At 61.2% G+C, this 20242-nt stretch carries 19 protein-coding genes and 2 pseudogenes; 15 read left to right on the top strand and 6 right to left on the bottom strand.

Annotated features, from left to right (window positions below):
- Nucleotides 1-109 precede the first annotated feature (109 nt).
- Together ACVWYO_RS23375 and ACVWYO_RS23380 are read left to right on the top strand one after the other, a co-directional pair.
- Nucleotides 110-286: a hypothetical protein gene (locus tag ACVWYO_RS23375; protein WP_457355601.1), complete on the top strand. Its 177-nt coding sequence runs from the start codon at nucleotides 110-112 to the stop codon at nucleotides 284-286.
- Nucleotides 240-1172 (top strand): IS5 family transposase, encoded by a 933-nt coding sequence (locus tag ACVWYO_RS23380; protein WP_457348219.1) that lies wholly within the window; start codon nucleotides 240-242, stop codon nucleotides 1170-1172. The genes ACVWYO_RS23375 and ACVWYO_RS23380 overlap by 47 nt, the downstream gene beginning before the upstream one ends.
- 427 nt (nucleotides 1173-1599) lie before the next feature.
- Here the strand turns inward: ACVWYO_RS23380 and ACVWYO_RS23385 are convergent, their stop codons facing one another.
- On the bottom strand, nucleotides 1600-2646 hold the full coding sequence (locus tag ACVWYO_RS23385) for a glycosidase (RefSeq protein WP_457355306.1): 1047 nt from the start codon (nucleotides 2644-2646) through the stop codon (nucleotides 1600-1602).
- Nucleotides 2643-3410: an SDR family NAD(P)-dependent oxidoreductase gene (locus ACVWYO_RS23390; protein WP_457355308.1), complete on the bottom strand. Its 768-nt coding sequence runs from the start codon at nucleotides 3408-3410 to the stop codon at nucleotides 2643-2645. The genes ACVWYO_RS23385 and ACVWYO_RS23390 overlap by 4 nt, the downstream gene beginning before the upstream one ends.
- A gap of 816 nt (nucleotides 3411-4226) precedes the next feature.
- Here ACVWYO_RS23390 and ACVWYO_RS23395 point away from each other — a divergent pair.
- From ACVWYO_RS23395 to ACVWYO_RS23405, 3 genes are all read left to right on the top strand, one after another.
- Nucleotides 4227-4628, top strand: coding sequence for a hypothetical protein (locus ACVWYO_RS23395; protein ID WP_457355310.1), 402 nt, complete (start codon nucleotides 4227-4229; stop codon nucleotides 4626-4628).
- Between the two features lie 166 nt (nucleotides 4629-4794).
- Entirely contained in the window at nucleotides 4795-5349 is a 555-nt protein-coding gene (locus tag ACVWYO_RS23400; RefSeq protein WP_457355312.1) for a recombinase family protein, read from the top strand.
- A gap of 126 nt (nucleotides 5350-5475) precedes the next feature.
- Nucleotides 5476-6408 carry an IS5 family transposase gene (locus tag ACVWYO_RS23405; RefSeq protein ID WP_457348219.1) on the top strand — a complete coding sequence of 311 codons (933 nt, stop codon included), beginning with the start codon at nucleotides 5476-5478 and terminating at the stop codon, nucleotides 6406-6408.
- A 490-nt stretch (nucleotides 6409-6898) separates the two neighbouring features.
- On the opposite strand, the gene ACVWYO_RS23410 is transcribed toward ACVWYO_RS23405, so the two are convergent.
- Entirely contained in the window at nucleotides 6899-7393 is a 495-nt protein-coding gene (locus ACVWYO_RS23410) for a hypothetical protein (RefSeq protein ID WP_457355314.1), read from the bottom strand.
- 417 nt (nucleotides 7394-7810) lie between these two features.
- Here ACVWYO_RS23410 and tnpA point away from each other — a divergent pair, with 417 nt between their 5' ends.
- The 5 genes and pseudogenes from tnpA to tnpC form a co-directional block, all read left to right on the top strand.
- The gene (gene tnpA / locus ACVWYO_RS23415; protein WP_457349021.1) at nucleotides 7811-8152 is read left to right on the top strand and encodes an IS66-like element accessory protein TnpA; all 342 of its coding nucleotides are present in this window, start codon (nucleotides 7811-7813) and stop codon (nucleotides 8150-8152) included.
- Nucleotides 8149-8490 carry an IS66 family insertion sequence element accessory protein TnpB gene (gene tnpB / locus ACVWYO_RS23420; RefSeq protein ID WP_457349022.1) on the top strand — a complete coding sequence of 114 codons (342 nt, stop codon included), beginning with the start codon at nucleotides 8149-8151 and terminating at the stop codon, nucleotides 8488-8490. Before tnpA ends, tnpB begins: the two co-directional genes overlap by 4 nt.
- 49 nt (nucleotides 8491-8539) lie before the next feature.
- Nucleotides 8540-9385 (top strand): annotated as a pseudogene (locus ACVWYO_RS23425) (transposase); the annotation flags it as partial.
- Nucleotides 9366-10495, top strand: a protein-coding gene (locus tag ACVWYO_RS23430) for an IS3 family transposase (protein ID WP_457349017.1) whose coding sequence is annotated in 2 segments (ribosomal slippage) — nucleotides 9366-9627 and nucleotides 9627-10495 — 1131 coding nt in all. Because the reading frame shifts where the segments join, the coding sequence is not laid out codon by codon here. The pseudogene ACVWYO_RS23425 and the gene ACVWYO_RS23430, both read left to right, overlap by 20 nt.
- 24 nt (nucleotides 10496-10519) lie before the next feature.
- Nucleotides 10520-11467: pseudogene (gene tnpC, locus ACVWYO_RS23435) on the top strand (IS66 family transposase); the annotation flags it as partial.
- A 936-nt stretch (nucleotides 11468-12403) separates the two neighbouring features.
- Here tnpC and ACVWYO_RS23440 read toward each other — a convergent pair.
- From ACVWYO_RS23440 to ACVWYO_RS23450, 3 genes are all read right to left on the bottom strand, one after another.
- A complete protein-coding gene (locus ACVWYO_RS23440) occupies nucleotides 12404-13105 on the bottom strand; it encodes a hypothetical protein (RefSeq protein ID WP_457355316.1) in 702 nt (233 codons plus the stop codon).
- 212 nt (nucleotides 13106-13317) lie between these two features.
- Entirely contained in the window at nucleotides 13318-13701 is a 384-nt protein-coding gene (locus ACVWYO_RS23445) for a DUF6152 family protein (RefSeq protein WP_457355318.1), read from the bottom strand.
- 83 nt (nucleotides 13702-13784) lie between these two features.
- Nucleotides 13785-14555, bottom strand: a complete 771-nt coding sequence (locus ACVWYO_RS23450; RefSeq protein WP_457355320.1) for a hypothetical protein — start codon at nucleotides 14553-14555, stop codon at nucleotides 13785-13787.
- Nucleotides 14556-15115: 560 nt separating this feature from the next.
- Here ACVWYO_RS23450 and ACVWYO_RS23455 point away from each other — a divergent pair.
- The 5 genes from ACVWYO_RS23455 (at nucleotide 15116) to ACVWYO_RS23475 (ending at nucleotide 20196) form a co-directional block, all read left to right on the top strand.
- Nucleotides 15116-17467: a TonB-dependent receptor gene (locus tag ACVWYO_RS23455; RefSeq protein WP_457355322.1), complete on the top strand. Its 2352-nt coding sequence runs from the start codon at nucleotides 15116-15118 to the stop codon at nucleotides 17465-17467.
- A gap of 147 nt (nucleotides 17468-17614) precedes the next feature.
- The gene (locus ACVWYO_RS23460) at nucleotides 17615-18115 is read left to right on the top strand and encodes a DUF6644 family protein (RefSeq protein ID WP_457355324.1); all 501 of its coding nucleotides are present in this window, start codon (nucleotides 17615-17617) and stop codon (nucleotides 18113-18115) included.
- Between the two features lie 3 nt (nucleotides 18116-18118).
- Nucleotides 18119-18607 carry a DUF6644 family protein gene (locus ACVWYO_RS23465; protein WP_457355326.1) on the top strand — a complete coding sequence of 163 codons (489 nt, stop codon included), beginning with the start codon at nucleotides 18119-18121 and terminating at the stop codon, nucleotides 18605-18607.
- A 306-nt stretch (nucleotides 18608-18913) separates the two neighbouring features.
- Complete coding sequence (locus tag ACVWYO_RS23470) at nucleotides 18914-19519, top strand: nuclear transport factor 2 family protein (RefSeq protein WP_457355328.1); 606 nt, start codon at nucleotides 18914-18916, stop codon at nucleotides 19517-19519.
- Entirely contained in the window at nucleotides 19516-20196 is a 681-nt protein-coding gene (locus tag ACVWYO_RS23475) for a cytochrome b (RefSeq protein WP_457355330.1), read from the top strand. Before ACVWYO_RS23470 ends, ACVWYO_RS23475 begins: the two co-directional genes overlap by 4 nt.
- Nucleotides 20197-20242: the final 46 nt, after the last annotated feature.

A 20242-nucleotide genomic window follows, 5' to 3' on the forward strand; every position in this document is an offset into this window, starting at 1 on the left:
AGCATGTCATTTACATTATTTTGCGGGTCGACCTCGTAGGTGATTTCCGACCCTGTGCTTGAGATCGGCAGACCGCCACTGCATCCGCATGAATGCTCTCCGAATCCTGGTGGCCGAAGACGACGCGATGATCGCAATGTTTTTGTCCGACCTGCTGGAAATCTTAGGTCATGAAGGGCTTTGTTGCAAAACTGATGGCGGGGATTCACGCAGGGAATCGAGCGGTATAGATAGGCGTAATGCCCAAACCTGCCGCACCTGTGTATCGTACGACGAACTGGCCTGAGTATAATGCGGCGCTGAAGCGGCGTGGGTCGCTGGAAATATGGTTTGATCCGGAGATGCACTGGCTTTCGAAGCCGTGTGGTCGCCCTGGTCGCCCGATGCGGTTTTCAGACAGCGCGATAGAGCTGTGCCTGACGCTGAAGACGCTGTTCAACCTGCCTTTGCGGCAAGTGACGGGGTTGGTTTCGAGCCTGATCAAAATGGCGGGGCTGGATTGGTCGGTGCCGGATTATACGACGCTGTGCCGACGGCAGAAGACGTTGAAGGTCAACCTCGGCGGGCGGATCAGCTCGGGCGGACTGCACCTGCTGGTCGACAGCACCGGGATCAAAATGACGGGAGAAGGCGAGTGGAAGACGCGCAAACACGGACCGTCCTACCGTCGCCAGTGGCGCAAGGTGCATCTCGGGATTGATGCTGGGACGCTGGATATCCGGGCCATTGAGGTCACGACGAATGCCATTGGTGACGCACCGACGCTGCCCGTTCTCCTGGCGCAAATTCCCGGAGACGAGCGGATACTCAGCGTCGGCGGAGATGGCGCTTATGATACCAGGGACTGCCATGCCGCTATTGCCGGGCGCGGTGCCGATGCGGTCATCCCGGTCCGCCGCAACGGGCAACCATGGGCAGAAGGCGGTCCCGGCGTCGATGCACGCAATGGAGCGCTACGCGCGACAAAGCGGCTTGGTCGCGCAATCTGGAAAAAGTGGAGCGGCTATCATCGCCGCAGTCTGGTCGAGACCAAAATGCACTGCTTCAAACTCCTGGGCCAGCGCGTTGTCGCCCGCACCTTCGATCGTCAGATTACCGAGCTCAAAGTCCGTGCTGCAATTCTCAATCGGTTCTCCGAAATAGGAACGCCGGTGACCGTCCGCATCCAATAACATCTTCAAGTAAAACGTCGGTCATGCTCTCGCGTAATTATGCAACAAAGCCGATTTCAGCCAAAATCGTCAGATGGATCAGTTTATAGAAACGGACCCAGTTATACGCTAACGCGGGCTGGTGTTGGAAATATCTCGACTGTGTTATCGTGTTGCCGGCAAAGCGACAGCGTTATCAAACGCGAGTGGCACAGTAGACGCTACAGACCGGCAAGTACAGCGCTCAGGTGCACCTGGCAGGTAGCGGAAATACTGAGAGTCAGCAGCCTAGCTGACTTTGATCTGATGCACGTGCTGCCGGTTATTACTCGCCGTGGCACGTGCTCCAGATTACATTGTAGGGTTATCAACGGCCGGACATCTATTTTCGTCTGCCCGCCACGCGCCTTTACCGCTCAGACCTATAGTTTTCACTCGTGTCCTACTTTCAACTTCGCTTCAGCCGCGCTCGCGACAGACGCCGGTCTTCGAGCGAATAATACAGCCAGATCTCGCCGTCGAAACTGGTGACGGAGGCAGCGAAAGCGATGTCGCTCGCCGTCCGGTCGGGTAGCGGCGGCGGCGTGATCAGCGGCTCGATGCAACGATCCACCACGCGGGTCAATTCGCGGTCGAACGCCACCCAGCCGATCCGCCAGCGCGCATCGTGCGTCGCGCCGTTGTAGAACATCACCGGCGTTTCGGGATCGTCGAGCAGCATCGGGCCGGTCGACAGGTGCCAATTGTCCCACCCGTCCTCGCGCGGCATGAACGGCGTCGGCTGCTCGTCCCATGGACCATCCACCTTGGGCCCGATCGCTAGTCCGACACGGCTCGCCTCGTCGGCGGCATATTCGTAGAACAAGCTCCACCGCCCATCCTTCTCGCGATCGACTGTTGCTTCCTTGGTGTTGCCGAGCGACTTGGTGGAGGCAATCGCGACCCCGCTCTTTACGAGTGTGTCGACGCTCGGTCCGGCGGCATAGAACATCTCGCCATGCGCCATGTCGGCCTCGACCCCGGTGTAATAGACGACGTAGCTGCCGTCCTCCATCTTCACGACGGTGGGATCTTCCACCCCGCCTGAATCCCTTTCGCCCGGGCCGCCCGGCAGGATCGAGGGCTGGTCGAGCATCGCGAAATCGACGCCGTCATCGCTCCAGCCGGCCCAGATGATGCCGGTGTCGGTCATCGGCTCGCCGGGCTGCGTTACTGCGCGCACCATGATGCCGAAGCGGCCGTCCGGCTCTAGCCAGACATACGGGCTCATCAGGTCGCGCGCCATCAGCGGCGGCGGGCCCATCAGGTGGATGTCCTGCACCTCCTGCACGTTGAAATCAACCGAACCGGACGACGGATAGACCAGCACCTTGCGGTCGCCGGTCACGCTGTCGGCGGGCAGGCGCGACCGGACGATCGGCACGCCAGGCGAAATCTCAGACTGATTCGTAGCGCCGACCGCCGACGAGGGCGTCGCAGGCTTAGCCTCGATCATGCGCCGATCGCCTGCATCAGCGACAGACCACCGTCGATCACGATCCGCGCGCCGGTGATGTATGATGCCTTGTCCGAGGCCAGGAACACAGCAAGATCGCCGACCTCCTCGGGCCTTCCCGCCCGATCCATCGGAATGTTCTGTTCCAGCGTCTTGCGATAGACCGGATCCGTGCTTGCGCGCTCATTCATCGGCGTCAGGATCATGCCCGGCTCGATCGCGTTCACGCGAATGCCGTTGGGCGCTTCCTCGATTGCGAGCGTCTCGATCAGATTGGTCAGGCCGCCCTTGGCCGCGCAATAATCCGCGCCGCCGGCTCGGACCGCATAGGCGTGGATTGACGATATGTGGATGATTGCCCCCGGGCTGTTGGCAGGCCGGTCGCGAACGAAGCGGCGCGACGTAAGGAACGCGCCGGTCAGGTCCGTGTCGAGCATGCGCTGCCATTGCGGTAGCGTCATTTGCCGCACCGGCACACCCGCCATGTTGATGCCGGCCGAATTGACCAACACGGTCACGAGCCCGAATTCCTGCTCGGCGACCGCGAACGCCGCCTCAACCGAAGCTTCGTCGCCGACGTTGCATTGCACAGCGATCGCATCGCCGCCCGCCGCCTTCACCTTGGCGACCGTGTCGCTGCCGTCATTATGGGCATCGTGGAATAGCACCACCACCTTATCGCGAAGTGCTCCGAACGCGATCGCGCAAGCCGCCCCGATTCCGCTTTCCGCGCCGCTCACCAACACGCACCGACCGTTCGCCATCGCACTTCCCTTTTCACGTCTGCCTCGGTCGTATCGGCACCAGCTTTGACGCGAAAGCAATTCTCAACTTTGTCATGTCACTCCTGGTGGCCGTCCGGCAGTATCGATGTCATCCTGATCGTCGCGCCGCTTTCGGCTATCTGAAATCGGGAGCAGATTTTGAGAAAGGGAAACCAGCCTGCGACCGTCAGCGCGATCGGCGGGGCCGGTTTGCCGATCCATGTTCGTTTGCGGGAAGGGAGATCTGCCAGCGGCTATGCCGGGCATTGGAGAATGGAAAACCAAGGGGCGGCCACGTCGACCGCCTCATCGGGCTCCCGCGAGAATGACAGGAATCGACCGTTGCTGACGGCGGCCAGGCTTGGTTCTCGCCTTTCCATGATGCTGTTATAGCGTTTCCAGCATACTGCAGGGATCAGAGGTCGGAATGCTTCATTACACGCCTAACCCAATCGAGCGCGCATTTGAGATAGCCAGCGAGGGGTGCTGCCGACGCGTCAGCGAAGTTGTCGAGCAGCTAAAACGAGAAGGTTACGAGAACGTGCAATCACACCTCGGTGGCGTGTCTATAAAACGCCAGTTGACGGCCGCGCTCAAGCATCTGGACCTATAGGGGTTGTGGATAAACAACGCAGCGGACTAACCTTTATTTACGAAGTAACCAATTGCGAAAACTTAATAATTTTAAGATGTTTCGTCATATCAACGACCAATCGAATATTCGTGGGGCCTGCTTGAACGTTTATGTACAACTGACGGAACGGCCGGTTGCCATTAACGCCGCCCCGCCCACTTTGCCCGCATTGGAGATAATGCATGCCGATCGTTAGTTTGTTGCTCGCCGCACGGGCCGCTGATTCTGCCTGTGCTATACATACCTTTTTACCGCTGGATGGAGTGGAGGCCAGCATGACTAGCTTCACCCGTTTGCTTTGCCGAGTACAAAAGGCAAACGGTGTGTGGCGCATCGCTGGTCTGCGCGCTATCTACATTCGCGACCTGCTGGAGCCATGCAACCCCGCCGAAATTCCAAAGATCGATTTGGATAAGTTGAAACTTTACCGGCCGTCTTATCGTCACCTCAGTTATGTCCTTCAAGCAAACGGGCGTCCCATGCGCAGCGATCTTCCCGGCGTTGATCAGCCCGACGTAGTCACCGCATTGCGCGCGGCCGGGCGCGGATGGCTTTATAGAAGCGAAGCGCCTGCTGGAGTCTGAAAGAGATGCGACCGCTCGTATGTGCACGGGGGTAAACGGCATTAGCTTGTTTGTCGAAATCGCCAGAAGGCTGCCCTGATGCAAAATTCACGAATTTTGCATCAGATGAGAAACCGCACGAAACCAAACACTTCCATGATGCATAATTCCGATGCACAATTGGCGCATGATTTATGGCTATGCCCGCGTCTCATCCCACGGCCAGGACCTGGCGCAGCAGCTCGCCCAGCTCGACGCGGCGGGCTGCACGAAGGTCTATCGCGAGAAGATAAGCGGCGCGACCGCCGAGCGACCCAAGCTCAAGCGCGCGATCGGCGCGCTCGATCCCGGCGACGTGCTGATGGTGACATCGACCGATCGTCTCGCCCGCAACACCCGCGACCTGTTGAACATCCTCCATGCAGTGAAGGAAGCCGGTGCCGGCTTCCGCTCGATCGCGGAGCCGATGGTGGATACCACTTCGCATTTCGCCGATGTCATCATCGCCGTGCTGGGGGTTGCCGCCAGCTATGAGCGTCATCGGTTTACCGAACGCACCGCTGCCGGCAGGGTTCAGGCCAAGGCCCGTGGCGTCAAGTTCGGCCGACGTGCCGCCCTCACCCCTCACCAGCAGTCCGAGGCCCTACAACGGCTTGCTGCCGGCGACACGCAGCGCACCGTCGCGGCGCTCCTCGGGGTCGATCAGGCGACGATATCGCGGCTGTCCCGGAGGCAGGGCTGAACGGCGAAATTTGGTGGACAGCGGACCGGCAGCTTTGCGAGAAGCAGGCTTACCGTCGAGCGAGGCTTTGTTGCAAAACTGATGGCGGGGATTCACGCAGGGAATCGAGCGGTATAGATAGGCGTAATGCCCAAACCTGCCGCACCTGTGTATCGTACGACGAACTGGCCTGAGTATAATGCGGCGCTGAAGCGGCGTGGGTCGCTGGAAATATGGTTTGATCCGGAGATGCACTGGCTTTCGAAGCCGTGTGGTCGCCCTGGTCGCCCGATGCGGTTTTCAGACAGCGCGATAGAGCTGTGCCTGACGCTGAAGACGCTGTTCAACCTGCCTTTGCGGCAAGTGACGGGGTTGGTTTCGAGCCTGATCAAAATGGCGGGGCTGGATTGGTCGGTGCCGGATTATACGACGCTGTGCCGACGGCAGAAGACGTTGAAGGTCAACCTCGGCGGGCGGATCAGCTCGGGCGGACTGCACCTGCTGGTCGACAGCACCGGGATCAAAATGACGGGAGAAGGCGAGTGGAAGACGCGCAAACACGGACCGTCCTACCGTCGCCAGTGGCGCAAGGTGCATCTCGGGATTGATGCTGGGACGCTGGATATCCGGGCCATTGAGGTCACGACGAATGCCATTGGTGACGCACCGACGCTGCCCGTTCTCCTGGCGCAAATTCCCGGAGACGAGCGGATACTCAGCGTCGGCGGAGATGGCGCTTATGATACCAGGGACTGCCATGCCGCTATTGCCGGGCGCGGTGCCGATGCGGTCATCCCGGTCCGCCGCAACGGGCAACCATGGGCAGAAGGCGGTCCCGGCGTCGATGCACGCAATGGAGCGCTACGCGCGACAAAGCGGCTTGGTCGCGCAATCTGGAAAAAGTGGAGCGGCTATCATCGCCGCAGTCTGGTCGAGACCAAAATGCACTGCTTCAAACTCCTGGGCCAGCGCGTTGTCGCCCGCACCTTCGATCGTCAGATTACCGAGCTCAAAGTCCGTGCTGCAATTCTCAATCGGTTCTCCGAAATAGGAACGCCGGTGACCGTCCGCATCCAATAACATCTTCAAGTAAAACGTCGGTCATGCTCTCGCGTAATTATGCAACAAAGCCGGTCTGGACGATCAATTCGGATCGGCTGGTTGATGCTCTTCGCACAGCAGTATTTCGTTCCGACCAGGACGAACACGATAGCGCACAGAAGATGTGGAGCTTCATTTCGCTCCGAGCCGAAACGGCAGGTTTGATATCATCAGTGGGTGCGCGCGTGATCTCGCCTACATCGCGAGCACAACTTACTTATTTGCCGCTTTACTGATTCGTATTGGCGGCCGGCCGCCCATGCCCCTGCGTTCTGACCGGCCTCAGGGACGCGATGTCCGCTTGTTCCTTTTTGTAGTTGAAAACGGCCGGACTGCATCCCACCAGGCTCTGACATTCGCGATCGGCAGCGCTTCGGACCTGTACATCACCGCAATGCCGAGCTTGTCGACGTTCCAAGCGCGATGCAAAACGAGTGGGTTTTGCATCAAAGAGCGCGGAAACCGGCGGTCAGTTGCCGGCACGCTTTTGAGCTTGGTCCGACGACAGCTGCCGCGCGCACAACCCTTCCGGATGCCACGCTTGCGTCAGCGTTGTTGGAGGCATGTCCGCATCATGAAGGATGAGGGCAAAGCCTTGCCGGGGAGCTGTGCCGATGGCCATTAGAAGCATCGGTGGTCCAGCCTCGATCATCAGGCTTGTTCCTGGTCCGCGGGCCGTCTGAACGCCAGCCGGCGTTTCGAGGCACGTGTCGCCGCTCACGGCAAAGAACGCCTCTGGCCCGGAATGGACATGCAGCGGTGCCGTGGTGCCGGGCATGAAAATTGATCGAAGGTATTCGGCGGCATAGCGGGTCGCAGGGGCGACCGGCAGGGGCCCTACAGTCGAGACATGCTCACCGCCTTTGGGATGCCATGCTTTTCTCTCAAGCGTGAATAGCCAGGTTGACCCGAACGACTCCACGACCACGCTGGTTTTCGCGGCGGTCGCTTCGGCGGCAGCCATCGACGTGAAACGATCCAAGTGCCAGAAGACTTTGCCGGTCGGTAGCGACGGAAGCTCCGCTCGGGATAACAGGCACGCGGGACCAGGCTGCTCGACGGTACCGCATGGACGTGTTGTCGCCTGAGCGAAGGCCGGAAAAGCCCAAGCGGCAGCCAAGGTCGCGGCCAGACCGACAAACAATGCTCGCATACGCGCACCTCCAAACGAGGAGAATGTCTGGTTTCCGGCGTGCCTGCAACCCGCGCGGACGGCCGCAAGTACGCGTTAGCCGACCTGCTTCGCCCCGCCCGCAATGATGCAAAACTCTTGATTTTGCATCAGGAACGACGTAGCCATCCGGCGGAGGCCGCCTTGCTGATTGTGGGCTGGAGCTAGAGGACGTCCTTACAGTCGCACGTAAGGACGTCGGTTTCGATCATGGCGCAGGTAACGATACTGGCGGGACCGGAGCGTCGCCGTCGCTGGAGCGATGAGCAGCGCGAGCAGATTGTCGCAGAGGCGTTTCAGTCGGGCGCGCGGGTCTGCGACGTGGCGCGGCGCCATGACGTTGCCCGCAGCCAGATCTACGAGTGGCGGCAAGTGATGCGGCGCCAGGCGGACCCGGCCTTCGTGCCGGCGGTGCTGGTGGATGAGCGACCCCAGCAAGTGTGCGAGCCCGTTGTCGCTGCCGTTTTCGATCTGCCCGATGGCGGGCGGCTGAAGATCTTTGCTTCAGCGTCACCGGCTCTGGCGGCGGCGGCCTTGAAGGCGATGCGATGATCCCGTCGGATGCACGGGTGTGGATCGCGATGGGCCACACCGATATGCGCAAGGGGATGCAGGGTCTGGCGCTGCTCGTGCAGCAAGGTCTGGGCCGCGATCCGCATGGCGGCGACCTGTACGTGTTCCGAGGCCGTGCCGGATCGTTGGTGAAGATCATCTGGCACGACGGGATCGGCGCATCGCTCTACTCCAAGCGGATCGAGCGCGGCCGCTTCATCTGGCCCTCGGCGAAGGATGGCGTGGTGTCCTTGACGCGCTCGCAGCTGGCCTGCCTGCTCGACGGGATAGACTGGCGTAATCCGCAGCATAGCTGGCGCCCGGCGAGCGCGGGATAGCGCATTTTGCGGCTTGCATGAGGGCGTGGAGGATGATTCACTCTCCGTCGTGGAAGCCGTCATTTCGCCTCTTCCGGATGATATCGCAGCGCTCAAGGCGCTGCTTGCTGCAACGATCCAGCGCGCCGACGAGGCCGAGGCGCGCCTTGCCACCGCCGCGGCGCGCGAGAGCGCGACCCAGGCGATGATCGCGCACCTCAAGCTGCAGATCGCCAGGCTCAGGCGTGAACAGTACGGCCCAAGCGCCGAGCGCAGCCGCCGTCTGCTCGAGCAGATGGAGCTGCAACTCGAGGACCTTGAAGCGGACGCCGGCACGGACGGCCTCGTCGCCGAAGTCGCCGCCGCCAAGGCGACCAGCGTCGCCTCGTTCGAGCGCAAGCGACCGGCGCGCCAGCCATTCCCCTCCCATCTGCCGCGCGAGCGCGTGGTCATCGCAGCGCCGTGCGCGTGCGCGGCCTGCGGTGGCACGCGCCTGTCGAAGCTCGGCGAAGATGTGACCGAGACGCTCGAGGTGATCCCGCGCGCGTGGAAGGTCATTCAGACCGTGCGCGAGAAGGTCGCCTGTCGGGACTGTGAGAAGATCACCCAACCGCCGGCACCGTTCCATGTCGTGCCGCGCGGGTGGGCCGGACCCAGCTTTCTCGCGATGCTCTTGTTCGAGAAGTACGGGCAGCACCAGCCGCTGAACCGCCAGGCCGAACGGTTCGCCCGCGAAGGCGTGCCGCTCAGCGTCTCCACGCTCGCCGATCAGGTCGGCGCGGCCGCCTTTGCGCTCACGCCGCTTTACAAGAGAGGTGGTTCTAGGAATCTGAACAGCGGGGATAAGTGGATTGCCGATCTGAGAGCGGCCATGCTGGCCGCGAAGAGGAGGCAAGATGAGCAAGCGACCCCGCCGGAACCACAGCCCGGCATTCAAGGCCAAGGTGGCGCTGGCTGCCGTGGGAGGCGAGAAGACGCTGGCCGAACTGGCGCAGGAGTATGAGGTGCACCCGAACCTCATTAATCAGTGGCGGTCCAAGCTGCTGGAGGGGGCGTCAGACGTGTTCGGAGCGGTGCCGGCAGCGAGCGAACCAGCGGTCGATATAACGGTGCTGCACGCAAAGATTGGCGAGCTGACGCTGGCGAACGATTTTTTGGCCGGTGCGCTCGGGAAGGCCGGTCTGTTGCCGAGCGCAAAGCGATGATCGACCGTGACCATGAGCTGCCGCTGGCCCGTCAAGCGCAGCAGCTCAAGATCAGCCGCGGCAGCATCTACTATCTCCCGCGGCCTGTCTCGCCGGCCGACCTGTTGATCATGCGGCGGATCGATGAGCTTCATCTGCTCTATCCGTTCGCCGGCAGCCGGATGCTGCGCGATCTGCTCCGGCAGGAAGGCGTGGTCATCGGGCGACGGCATGTCGCGACGCTGATGAAGCGAATGGGGCTCGAGGCGATCTACCGCCGTCCGAACACGTCGAAACCGGCGACGGGGCACAAGATCTATCCGTACCTGCTGCGCAAGCTGGCAGTGATCCGGCCGAACCAGGTCTGGGCGACGGATATCACGTACATCCCAATGGCTCGCGGTTTCGTCTATCTGGTGGCTATCGTCGATTGGTTCACCCGACGGGTGCTGGCCTGGCGAGTGTCGATTTCGATGGATGTCGCGTTCTGCGTCGCTGCGTTGGAGGAAGCGCTCGCACGGTACGGCAAGCCTTCCATTTTCAATAGCGACCAAGGCTCGCAATTCACCAGTGTGGCCTTCACCGCCGTCCTGCACCGCGAAGAGATAGCAATAAGCATGGATGGCAAAGGGTGCTGGCGGGACAACGTGTTTGTTGAGCGCCTGTGGCGCTCGGTGAAATACGAAGAGGTGTACCTCAATGCCTACGCCTCGGTTCCCGAAGCCCGCGCCGGCATCGGTCGATATCTCGCATTTTATAACGGCGTCCGGCCACATTCAGCCCTTGGCGCCAGAACACCGGACCAGGTATACTTCGACCAGCCGCTTCTCGCAGCGGCATGATCAACCCGCGGTAGTCCACTTATCCAGACCGCGAGCCTGTTCAGACAAGCGGAGCCACCTCTCAAGCGGATCGAGGCGCATGTCCTCGCCGCCGAGCGGCTGCACGGCGACGATACGACCGTGCCGGTCATGGCCAAGGTCAAGACCGATGTCGGTCGATTGTGGGTGTACGTCCGCGATGATCGGCCGTTCGCCGGTGCCGATCCGCCGGCAGCACTGTTCCATTACTCACGCGACCGACGCGGCGAACATCCCCAGGCGCATCTCGCGACCTGGTCCGGGATCCTGCAAGCCGACGCTTATGGTGGCTATGGTGCGCTGTATCGAGACGGGCGCTTGCCCGGTTCAGTGCGCGAGGCTGGTTGCTTCGCGCACGCCCGGCGCAAGTTCTTCGAGCTCGCCGATGTCGCGGGTGCCGCTCGCAAGAAGAGCCGCGGCGAACACGCCGGCATGATCTACCCGATCGCGCTTGAGGCGGTGCGACGGCTCGATACCCTGTTCGACATCGAGCGTGAGATCAACGGCAAGCCTCCCGCCGATCGCCTGGCCGCGCGGCAGCAGCGCAGCGCGCCGGCAATGAACGAGCTTCAGGCCTGGCTCACCGCCCAACACGCGACGTTGTCGCGCAACCACGACCTCGCCAAGGCGATCAACTACATGCTGCGGCGCTGGGGTGCGTTCACCCGGTTCCTCGACGATGGCCGGGTCTGCCTCTCCAACAACGCCGCCGAGCGTACGCTTCGCTGCATCCCGCTCGGCCGCAAAGCGTGGCTGTTCTGCGGTTCCGATCGTGGCGGGCAGCGTGCCGCGATCCTCTACACCCTCATCCAGACCGCGCGGCTCAGCAACGTCGATCCGCAGGCCTGGCTTGCTGACGTCCTCGCCCGTATCGCCGATCATCCCGCCGTCCGGCTCGACGAACTCCTTCCCTGGAACTGGTCACCCTCGAACCAGGTCGCAAAAGCCGCCTGATGGCCACCCCGTCCGTGGTGTTCACCAGTCGCTACGCCGCAAGCCGACTCCGCGTCGATCTCGACCTCATCGAGGACTGGCCGAACAGATGTCACCCGAGGACGGCTGCCTCAGCATCGTCGACAGCCTCGATGAAACAGCCGAGTCCGTCACCGCATTCACTCGTCGGGGCCTCGATCGCCTCACCGAAATGCTCGATGAACGACGCTCGCAGTTTCTGCGAGATAGCTGAGACAACGCGGTCCTCGCCGGATGGATACGTTTCAGGCTGGGTATAAGAGAATGATCTGCCGACCCGCACGGGCGAAATCGAAACGCTCGCTCACCAAGCCAAGAGACGTTGGCCGTCTTTGGTTGTTCTCCACCAGAAACTGTGTCGAATGCCTTCCATTGGCACTGCTTGCGGCGGTGCGCTTCGATTATTGGTATTCCTCTGACCATGACCCGATGTCCCCGTGTGCGTCTGCCCACTCGATACGCCAAAAAGGGACAAGGCGGATCACGCGATCCCGAGCATCCAGAACATCTGCGACTGCATAAATGGTCTAGGCGTGGGTGAATAGGCCATCTGGACGTCGGAGATAAAATGGAGAATTAGCCCGATCCTCGCCCCGCACGCCATCGCGATCCAGTGGAGAAACTTTCGTTAGTTTGCTGCTATCGGCCCCAAACACATTTTTAGTTTCATAGGAACGCTCTGCGCGCCTTTTTGCATGCCGACCGTTTCCGAGATCAAGCCGTGGCCCCGGATAGCCGCGACGCAGGTCAAGACAAGACATGCAAAGCAGCTGATTCGCAACGGCTGTCAGCGGGACGGAAAGGGCAGGCAGGCTCTTTCCACGAAGGAGGCAACTTGGCTTGCGAGGGCGGGCGCTAAGAAACCTATCGATGCCCTCCTAGAATAGTGCCTCCTGCGTTACATCGCCCCCCTCGCGGTCAGAATTTCGTGAATCCAGGCTCCAGCGGCTTCGCATTGACGGTGACGCCTGCGGCGTTTTCAAAACAAGAGGCGTCGTCGAGTAGCGCCCAGCGGCGATCGAACTTGCGCTGCCAGATGTTCGTGCTGGTCACCGGTTGCGTGAAGGCCTTGTCGTCGAAAAGGGTAACATGGACGTGCATCGTATTGTCGGCGACGTGCCTAATCGTCCATTCGAAGTGCAGCCTGTCGCTATGTGGGTCGAAATGGGTCTCCAACGGAGTATCCCCCCGCAGACCGGCCGTGTCGACGTACAGTGTGTCGCCGACCCAGTGGCCGATCGAGTGCCCGTTGTAACTTGGCTTCAGATCCTTCGGGTGAGCGCGGCCGTCGGTCCATATGATAATCGGGAAGGCATTGAAAAAGAACACCATCACCGAACCTGGCGTTTGGACGACCTCGTTCGGATAGTTCTCCGACAGGAGCAGGAAGGGAATCCCGAACGGCAGGCACTTCGAGCCGATATCACCGAGCTGCTTCCCAGTCTTCGCGGCAGCTATTCGCTCTTCTGACATCTTTTGGAAAGGGGGCGTGTAGGGCAGCGGCCAAGGCTCGACAAAGGAGGGCGGACGTCCGTCCGCCGTGCTGCCTGTGTTGGTCGCCGGCCCTTGGCCAGGTACGCCCATGGCGGTTCCCATCCAGAGGCCAGAAATGTCCGGCACCGCGGGATCCCCGTAATATGACACTCCGGCCGGCGGCCAAACGTCCGAAGGATCGCTGGACTGCGCCCAAGACGCGGCGGGCATGGCGGACGCGACAGCTGCGGCCATCGTCAACCCGGCGATACGTCTAGCTCCGACCATGATTCAGCTCCCGGTTTAATGTGTCTCGCGTCGCAGCCTGCCAGCCTGCAGTCCTGCGCCGGCATTTGCCGTCAGGGCTTCAGTCGTTCGCCCAAGAGCTTGCCGTTCGGAAGCTGCACCGCATTCAGGCTTCCGCCCTTCTCGCCGCTGCGCAGCGGCGAGATGTATATCGTGACCTTATCGCCAGGCGACAGCGAGCCCTTGGCGAACCCGATCCGACGCATCGCCCCGGGATTGCCGCCCTCGATCGAATACTTGTCAGGGTTACCGGTCCCGTTCGGGACCACGACGTAAAGCCACGTGTGCGGACTGGTCCACTGCCAATCCTTCACCACGGCGTTTTTCAGGACCACCTCCTTGCTCTTGTCGAAAAGAGCGAACGAGTGGTGCGCCGCCAGCGGCAGTGGCGCAGCCAGGAGGGCAATCGCGGCGGCTCGACGGAACCTGTTGTTCATGGCAGTCATCCTCTGTCCTATTGCATGCCTCGGATAAACCGGAGCGGCCTGGTGGCGCCGGCTTCACCGACGGGCAGTTTTAACTAGCGAACGTATTTCTCAGGGTGAAAATTGGTGATCGGCGTACACAGGAATTCCTGCGGCTCCCAAGCCGGATCATCTAGGAGCCGGTACGTCACCGAGGACGTCAAAGACCGCGTATATGCGGTTGGATCGGTCAGCGTTACGGTAACCCGCAGGGTCTTGGCATCGACGCGGTGGTAGCGCTCAACGATCTTCAGGTCATCGCTATGCGGCACACCGGTAGAATCGATGGGCTGATCCTTGATCCCGATCACTTCCGTCACGAGATCCAAGCCTGCGTAGTGACCGATCGCATTGCCGTTGGAGAAGCTCTCTAGGTCTTTCGCTGCCGGCCGCGCAGCGGCATTGAGCCATATACGGCGGACTGGGATCCCGTCGCGGTATAGCAATACGCGACCCTTGGTCTGGACGATGAGCATGGGTCCATTCGTGCCTGTTATGAACCTCGGCATTCCGGGCGGAAGACAGCCGCGGACGGGATCGTCGGTTCGTTTGCCCGCCTGCGCATCAGCGACGCGCTTCTTCCACATCTCGGCGAAGGTAGCTTTAAGGGGCGGCGCCCAAGGCTGCCAGCCTTCTTTGCTTCCCGAGATCGCTGGCGCATCGACGAGCACCCAGACGCCGCTGATGTCGGGCGCCGTCGCGTCGCCGTGCCAGTTCAACTTTTCTGAGGGGGTGATGATCGACGGCGAGGATGCACCCTGTGTCGGCTCACCGGTCGTGTAGGAGGACGATTGTGGCAGAACACCCGCCGCCGCGAGCGTCGGCATCGCTACGCCAACCAGGAGCAACAGAGCCGCTCGGCCTGTTTCTGGTCGGGTTAAAAGCCGCACTATCATCCTCGCTCCTCTCGCTTCCGTTTCTGACCCGCGGCGATCCGACCAGACCTGAAGGCCTCGATCCGGTTCGCGCGGCGCAAAGCTGCGCGCATGGGTGAACTTGCCGGTTACGATGCTCCATAGGGCTCGCATATCCAAGCTCGAAGATGCGATCACGTGCCGAGCGATACTGTCACGCTATCGGCCATCGGCTTGCACTCGTTGCCGAATTGCGCCGGAAAGGAATCAAAGCCGATGCAACTGAGATATCGTGCCCCGACAACCGATATCTGGCGTGATGCGTTTGCCGAATGCATCTGGTCGCCAACGCTCGGTAGAAGTGGAACAAGGGGGGTGCCTGTCGATGGCCGTCCGATCGATGCAACGGAAATCTTCCGTTTTCGCGTCCGTTTGATCCTCAGCTCCACACAAAACGGGCCGCGCTTGCTGTGTAACCCTGCCGTTACGCATCGATCGACGATCAAGATTGAACGGCAGAGGAGCTTTGAGCGATGATGATCCGTGCCACATGGTTTTTCTCAACTTCGCTTATCGCGGTCGCGACGGCCGCCGCACCCGTCCAGGCTCAAACGGCTGCTCCGGCAACGCCGCCCCAGGCGCCGACCACCATACCGAGCGCTGCCACCGACGCTACCGGCGCGGTCGCCCAGTCTGACCCGACGGCGGACGGGCCTCAGACCTCCTCGTCTGGCCTTGAGGACATTGTCGTCACCGCTACCCGGAGAAGCTCGAACCTCCAGCGTGTGACGGCAACCGTCGAGGCCGTTACGGCGAACACGCTCAAGGCCTACAACATTACCGGCGTGCTGCAGTTGCCTAGTCTCGTTTCAGGGCTGGTGGTGACGCCTGCGGGTGGCAACAACCTTTACTTGCGCGGCATCGGCTCCGCGAGCACGGGCTTCAACGAGGCGCAGACCGCGACGTATATCGATGGCCTCTACCTCGCAAATCCCACGGTCGGCATCACCTCCTTCAACAATGTCGAGCGGATCGAGGTGCTGAAGGGGCCCCAAGGAACGTTGTACGGTCGGAACGTTACGGGCGGTCTGATCTCGGTAACCACCCGCGACCCGGGTGACAAGGTGCGGATCGACGGCTCGGTGGGCTACGCCAACTACAACACCCTCACGGGCAACCTCTACGCCTCGGCGCCGCTTACTGACAATCTAGGGGTGAACATCGCCGTTTTCCATCAGAAGCAGGCGGACGGATGGAGCGTCAACGTTTTCAACGGACACGACGTTCAGAAGTCGGACGAGACCGGACTCGAGGCCAAGATCCAGTGGCGACCTACCTCGGACCTGAAGATCACCGGCAGCTTCATTTACGACTATAACAATCGCGACCTCGGCTACGCCTACCAGGTCTACCCCGGCTCGCTCGGGACGGACGGTACGCCGTATCTCGGCCGGTACAGGATCGCATCGCGCATCGACGCATCGGCACCGACGTCGATCTACATAGGCACACTGAAGATTGAGCAGAGCCTGGGCTTCGCGACACTGACAAGCCTGACCGGCTATCAGACAAGTCAGGCCAACGTGCTGTTCCAGAACGGTCTGCCGATTCTCGGCCAGGTGGCGGCCGGCCAGGGGGCGTCGTATAACCAGTTCTATGAGCGCAACCGCACGTTCAGCCAGGAGCTAACGCTGACCTCAGCGCCGTCCTCCTCGCGGTTCGACTGGGTGGCGGGCGCCTTCTTCTATGACGATCATCTGAAACTTCAGCTCGACACGTATAATACCTGCCTTGGCGCCGTATGCGCGCCGGGCGCGGCGCCCAATCGCATCAACGGTCTGCCCAGCACGTTGTCGGGTTCGGTGTATGGTGACGGCACTTACCGCTTCTTCAAGGCGACGCGCCTTACGGTTGGGTTGCGCTACACGGACGAGACGAAACGTCTGGGTGGCCTCACGACACCGCTGCCAGGCTTACCGAACTCGGTCGCGGCGCTCCCGGCGACGACCATCCTGTATCCTGGGCAACCGTTCGCCGGATATCCTAATGGCATCCCCACCCGGTTGCATTTTAACAAGTTGACCTACCGCTTCGTGCTCGCGCAGGACCTCAATGATAACGTCCACATGTATGCGTCGCACAACCTCGGGTTCAAATCGGGCGCGTTCAACGCGAACTCGTTCACTAACCCGCCGGTGCGCCCCGAGCTCCTGTATGCGACCGAAGCAGGGGTTAAATCGGAGCTGTTTGACCGCAAATTGCGCCTCAACCTGTCGTATTTCCACTACACCTACAAGGACGTGCAGGTCCGATCGCTCGTACCGCCGGCGACCACGTCGGCGATCCTCGAAAACGCCGCCAGCGAGCATCTCGACGGCGTCGACGCCGATTTCAGCGCCGCCCTGTTCAAGGGTTTCGTCATCAACGGCAGCTTTGAGTATTTAGCAGCGCACTACGCTGCCTTTCCGGGTGCCAGCCTTGCCACTACTCGCAAGAGTGCCACCGGCACGCTTCTGCCTGGAGCGACCGTCATCAACAATTACGATCTTGCTGGGTTTGACGTGCCATTTGCTGCCCCGGTCTCGGCGTCCTTACGGGCAACATATACGTTCGACACGACGCGCGGTGACTTCTCGCTAAGCGTCAACGACCATTACAATTCGCCCTATTCCATGACGGTGGATAGTAGCATTCGCCAAGGACGACACAATATTGTCGATCTATCGCTAAACTGGACGGCGCCGAGCAAGCGTTACGATGTCAATCTATTCGTGCGCAATCTGACCAATCAGTATACCTATGCCGCCGCAGTTGTCAGCAGTAACTTCGCTGTGGTCCCCGGCCCTCCCCGCATATTTGGCGGCTCATTCGGTTTCCATTTTTAAGTCATTGGCTGGGCGACGGATTATGGCACTGACCGGAATTTCAAACACTTCGATTGGAAACACTATGCCCGCTCTCGGCGATTCCGCCGTTCAAATATCGAGTGGGTTGACCAGTGCTGGCAATGACACGCGCGGGGGGGCCGATGAATGGAAGGCTTAAAAGAGGTTAGCGACTGGCTGGCGGCAACCGATTTGAGTGTGGCGATCGCCAGCCGGGCATGGACGGTGCCGATGCTGCAGAGCGTGCACATCCTGTCGATCGCGGTCGTTATGTCTTCGGTGGCAGTCCTGGACCTCAGGCTGGCTGGATACCTGGGTCGCGAGCAATCGCTTCGGGAGTACAACCTCCGCCTCTATCCCTGGATCTGGGGCGGTCTGGGCGTGCTGCTGGCGACGGGGTTGCTGCAGATTATGGCGGAACCGGCCCGCGAGCTGCTGAACTGGATCTTCCTCACGAAAATGGTGCTGATCGTTTTCGCCGTGCTGTTCACGGCGCCCGTCCGCCGTCTTCTGGAAGACCGCCGTTTCCGCGACATGCCGGTTCGGAAGCGCTTCATCATCCGCGGTTGCGCGCTGGCGTCCTTGTCGCTGTGGGTCGCGATCGTCGTGTGCGGGCGCTGGATCGCATACGCCGGCGGAAAGGTCTGAGCCATGAGGATATTGGAAGCCTGCGCCTGGTTGGAGGCGTCGCCGCTCGGAACGACGATCACCGAGTCCGAATGGATGTTCCCGACGATCGAGACGATCCACGTCCTCGCGCTCACTCTGGTCGTGGGCACGATCGCGATGGTCGACCTCCGGCTGCTCGGCGTCTCGGCGAAAAGGATCAGCGCAGTTCAGCTCGCGCGCGAAATGCTGCCGTGGACCTGGACCGCGTTCGTGGTGGCCGCCATCAGCGGCTCACTAATGTTCGTGTCCGCAGCGGCGAAATATTACACGAACGTGCCGTTCCGCATAAAGATGGTCCTGATGCTCTTGGCGGGGATCAACATGGCGGTTCTGCATTTCGGCGCATGGCGGGGCGCAAAAACGTGGGAGATGTTGATGCCCACTCCCCTGGCCGCCCGTGTGGCGGCCGGTCTCTCGCTCGTCTTCTGGATCGGCATCGTCGTGTCAGGTCGTTGGATTGGGTTCGTCTGAGACGGTGCGGTGTTGCTCGGATCTTGCCCCCCGATGTCAAAGCCCCGGGGACAGCGCGCCTGCGGCGGACGCGCGAACTGGAAATGATCAAGCCGCCGATATGCTGGCGCGATCACTCGCGACTCTTCCCTATCGGTCGCGGTGGAGAAAGTTCGACTATGTGCGGCAAGGCTTCGGCGGGTTGGTCGGTCGGCTGAGAATTTTGCCTCGGATGCGCGCCTTGCCCAATGCTTGGGATCGATCCCTCAGTTACGGCGCCCGCGGCCGGATCCGGTCGGACGCTATACAATAGATGGAAAGCGGATGATGCCTAGCACTGAACAGTCGGATTTTATCGAGATCCAGCGCGTGATTAACGACTGGGTCGTGCATCGCGACTCCCTTCAGTTCGATCAACTGCTCGCACTGTGGCACGAGGACGGTCGCATGATGACGACCTGGTCGCAGGTCAGCGCGGTCGAGTTCGTGCGTCTGTCGCGCGCAGCCGTCGCGCGAGGCGTGCAGATTCAGCACCTCTTGGGCGGCTCCCACGTCCAGATCGTAGGCGACCGTGCGGTGGCGCAAACCAAGACCACGATCGCTCAGCGAGGATCAATTGACGCAGTGCTGTGCGACGCCACCTGTTACGGCCGGTTCTACGATCTGTTCGAGCGCCGCTCGGGCATTTGGAAGATCGTCTTCCGGCAACCGATCTACGAGCGCGACCGGCTGGACCTCGTCCAGCCGGGCACCGCGCCGATCCTTGACCAAGACCTTCTGGCGAGCTTCCCCCAGGGCTATCGGCACCTTGGCTATCTCCAGACCAAGCTCGGCATGGAGGTGAAGCGGGACATGCCGGGATTGACGGGACCCGAGGTCGAAGCCCTGTACGCGCAGGGAAGCGCGTGGTTGGAAGGCGGAAATGCACGATGACGAACGATAATCTTGGAGTCGATCGGCAACAGCTATCCTCGGCTCGCCATGCGAAGGGCGAGATGTCCGAGACTGAGACCCTCGAGGCCGTCGTCGCGATGCCGGGCTATGACCCGATTGCGCAGTTCTTTCACTGGAGCACCGCCGTGCTCATTCTGCTAGTGCTCATCCCGCTCGGGCTTTACGCGGTGTGGATCGGCGACGGGCCGACCCGCTCCTATCTTCTCGACGGCTGGCACAAGCCGCTCGGGCTGCTGGTCATTGCGCTCACCATCTGCCGCCTCGCTTGGAAGGGCACGCGCCCCGCGGTGGTCGAAGCCAAGGGTTTGCACCACTGGGAGCGTAACACCGCCAAGCTAGTTCACTGGCTACTTTACGGAATCCTGCTTGTCATGCCGCTATCCGGCCTGCTGATGTCGCAGGGCGCCGGCCGGCCGACCAGCTTTTTCGGGCTGTTCAGCATCCCGCAGATGCTGCCGCTCGATCCGGCCCTGAAGCCGCGCGAACAGGTAGCGTACCACATAGGCAAGTTGCTTCATGCGAGCATCCTGCCCTGGGTCATCTACGCAATTGTCGCCCTGCACGTCGCGGGCGCGCTGAAACACCGGTTCATCGATGGCGACAAGAACTATATGCGCCGGATGCTCTCGTTCCGCCGGTCGAACGATCGAGCCTGAACCGAAAGGAGGACCGCTGCGCCCCTTCGATCGGGGGCGCCGGTTT

Source organism: Sphingomonas sp. UYP23 (genome assembly GCF_054059235.1).

Bases quoted from the DNA above. Each gene is read 5' to 3' on its own strand.
- ACVWYO_RS23380 (WP_457348219.1), top strand. From the start codon at position 240: ATGCCCAAACCTGCCGCACCTGTGTATCGTACGACGAACTGGCCTGAG.
- ACVWYO_RS23385 (WP_457355306.1), bottom strand. From the start codon at position 2,646: ATGATCGAGGCTAAGCCTGCGACGCCCTCGTCGGCGGTCGGCGCTACG.
- ACVWYO_RS23390 (WP_457355308.1), bottom strand. From the start codon at position 3,410: ATGGCGAACGGTCGGTGCGTGTTGGTGAGCGGCGCGGAAAGCGGAATC.
- ACVWYO_RS23395 (WP_457355310.1), top strand. From the start codon at position 4,227: ATGCCGATCGTTAGTTTGTTGCTCGCCGCACGGGCCGCTGATTCTGCC.
- ACVWYO_RS23400 (WP_457355312.1), top strand. From the start codon at position 4,795: ATGATTTATGGCTATGCCCGCGTCTCATCCCACGGCCAGGACCTGGCG.
- ACVWYO_RS23405 (WP_457348219.1), top strand. From the start codon at position 5,476: ATGCCCAAACCTGCCGCACCTGTGTATCGTACGACGAACTGGCCTGAG.
- ACVWYO_RS23410 (WP_457355314.1), bottom strand. From the start codon at position 7,393: ATGGCTGCCGCCGAAGCGACCGCCGCGAAAACCAGCGTGGTCGTGGAG.
- tnpA (WP_457349021.1), top strand. From the start codon at position 7,811: ATGGCGCAGGTAACGATACTGGCGGGACCGGAGCGTCGCCGTCGCTGG.
- tnpB (WP_457349022.1), top strand. From the start codon at position 8,149: ATGATCCCGTCGGATGCACGGGTGTGGATCGCGATGGGCCACACCGAT.
- ACVWYO_RS23445 (WP_457355318.1), bottom strand. From the start codon at position 13,701: ATGAACAACAGGTTCCGTCGAGCCGCCGCGATTGCCCTCCTGGCTGCG.
- ACVWYO_RS23450 (WP_457355320.1), bottom strand. From the start codon at position 14,555: ATGCCGACGCTCGCGGCGGCGGGTGTTCTGCCACAATCGTCCTCCTAC.
- ACVWYO_RS23455 (WP_457355322.1), top strand. From the start codon at position 15,116: ATGATGATCCGTGCCACATGGTTTTTCTCAACTTCGCTTATCGCGGTC.
- ACVWYO_RS23460 (WP_457355324.1), top strand. From the start codon at position 17,615: ATGGAAGGCTTAAAAGAGGTTAGCGACTGGCTGGCGGCAACCGATTTG.
- ACVWYO_RS23465 (WP_457355326.1), top strand. From the start codon at position 18,119: ATGAGGATATTGGAAGCCTGCGCCTGGTTGGAGGCGTCGCCGCTCGGA.
- ACVWYO_RS23470 (WP_457355328.1), top strand. From the start codon at position 18,914: ATGCCTAGCACTGAACAGTCGGATTTTATCGAGATCCAGCGCGTGATT.
- ACVWYO_RS23475 (WP_457355330.1), top strand. From the start codon at position 19,516: ATGACGAACGATAATCTTGGAGTCGATCGGCAACAGCTATCCTCGGCT.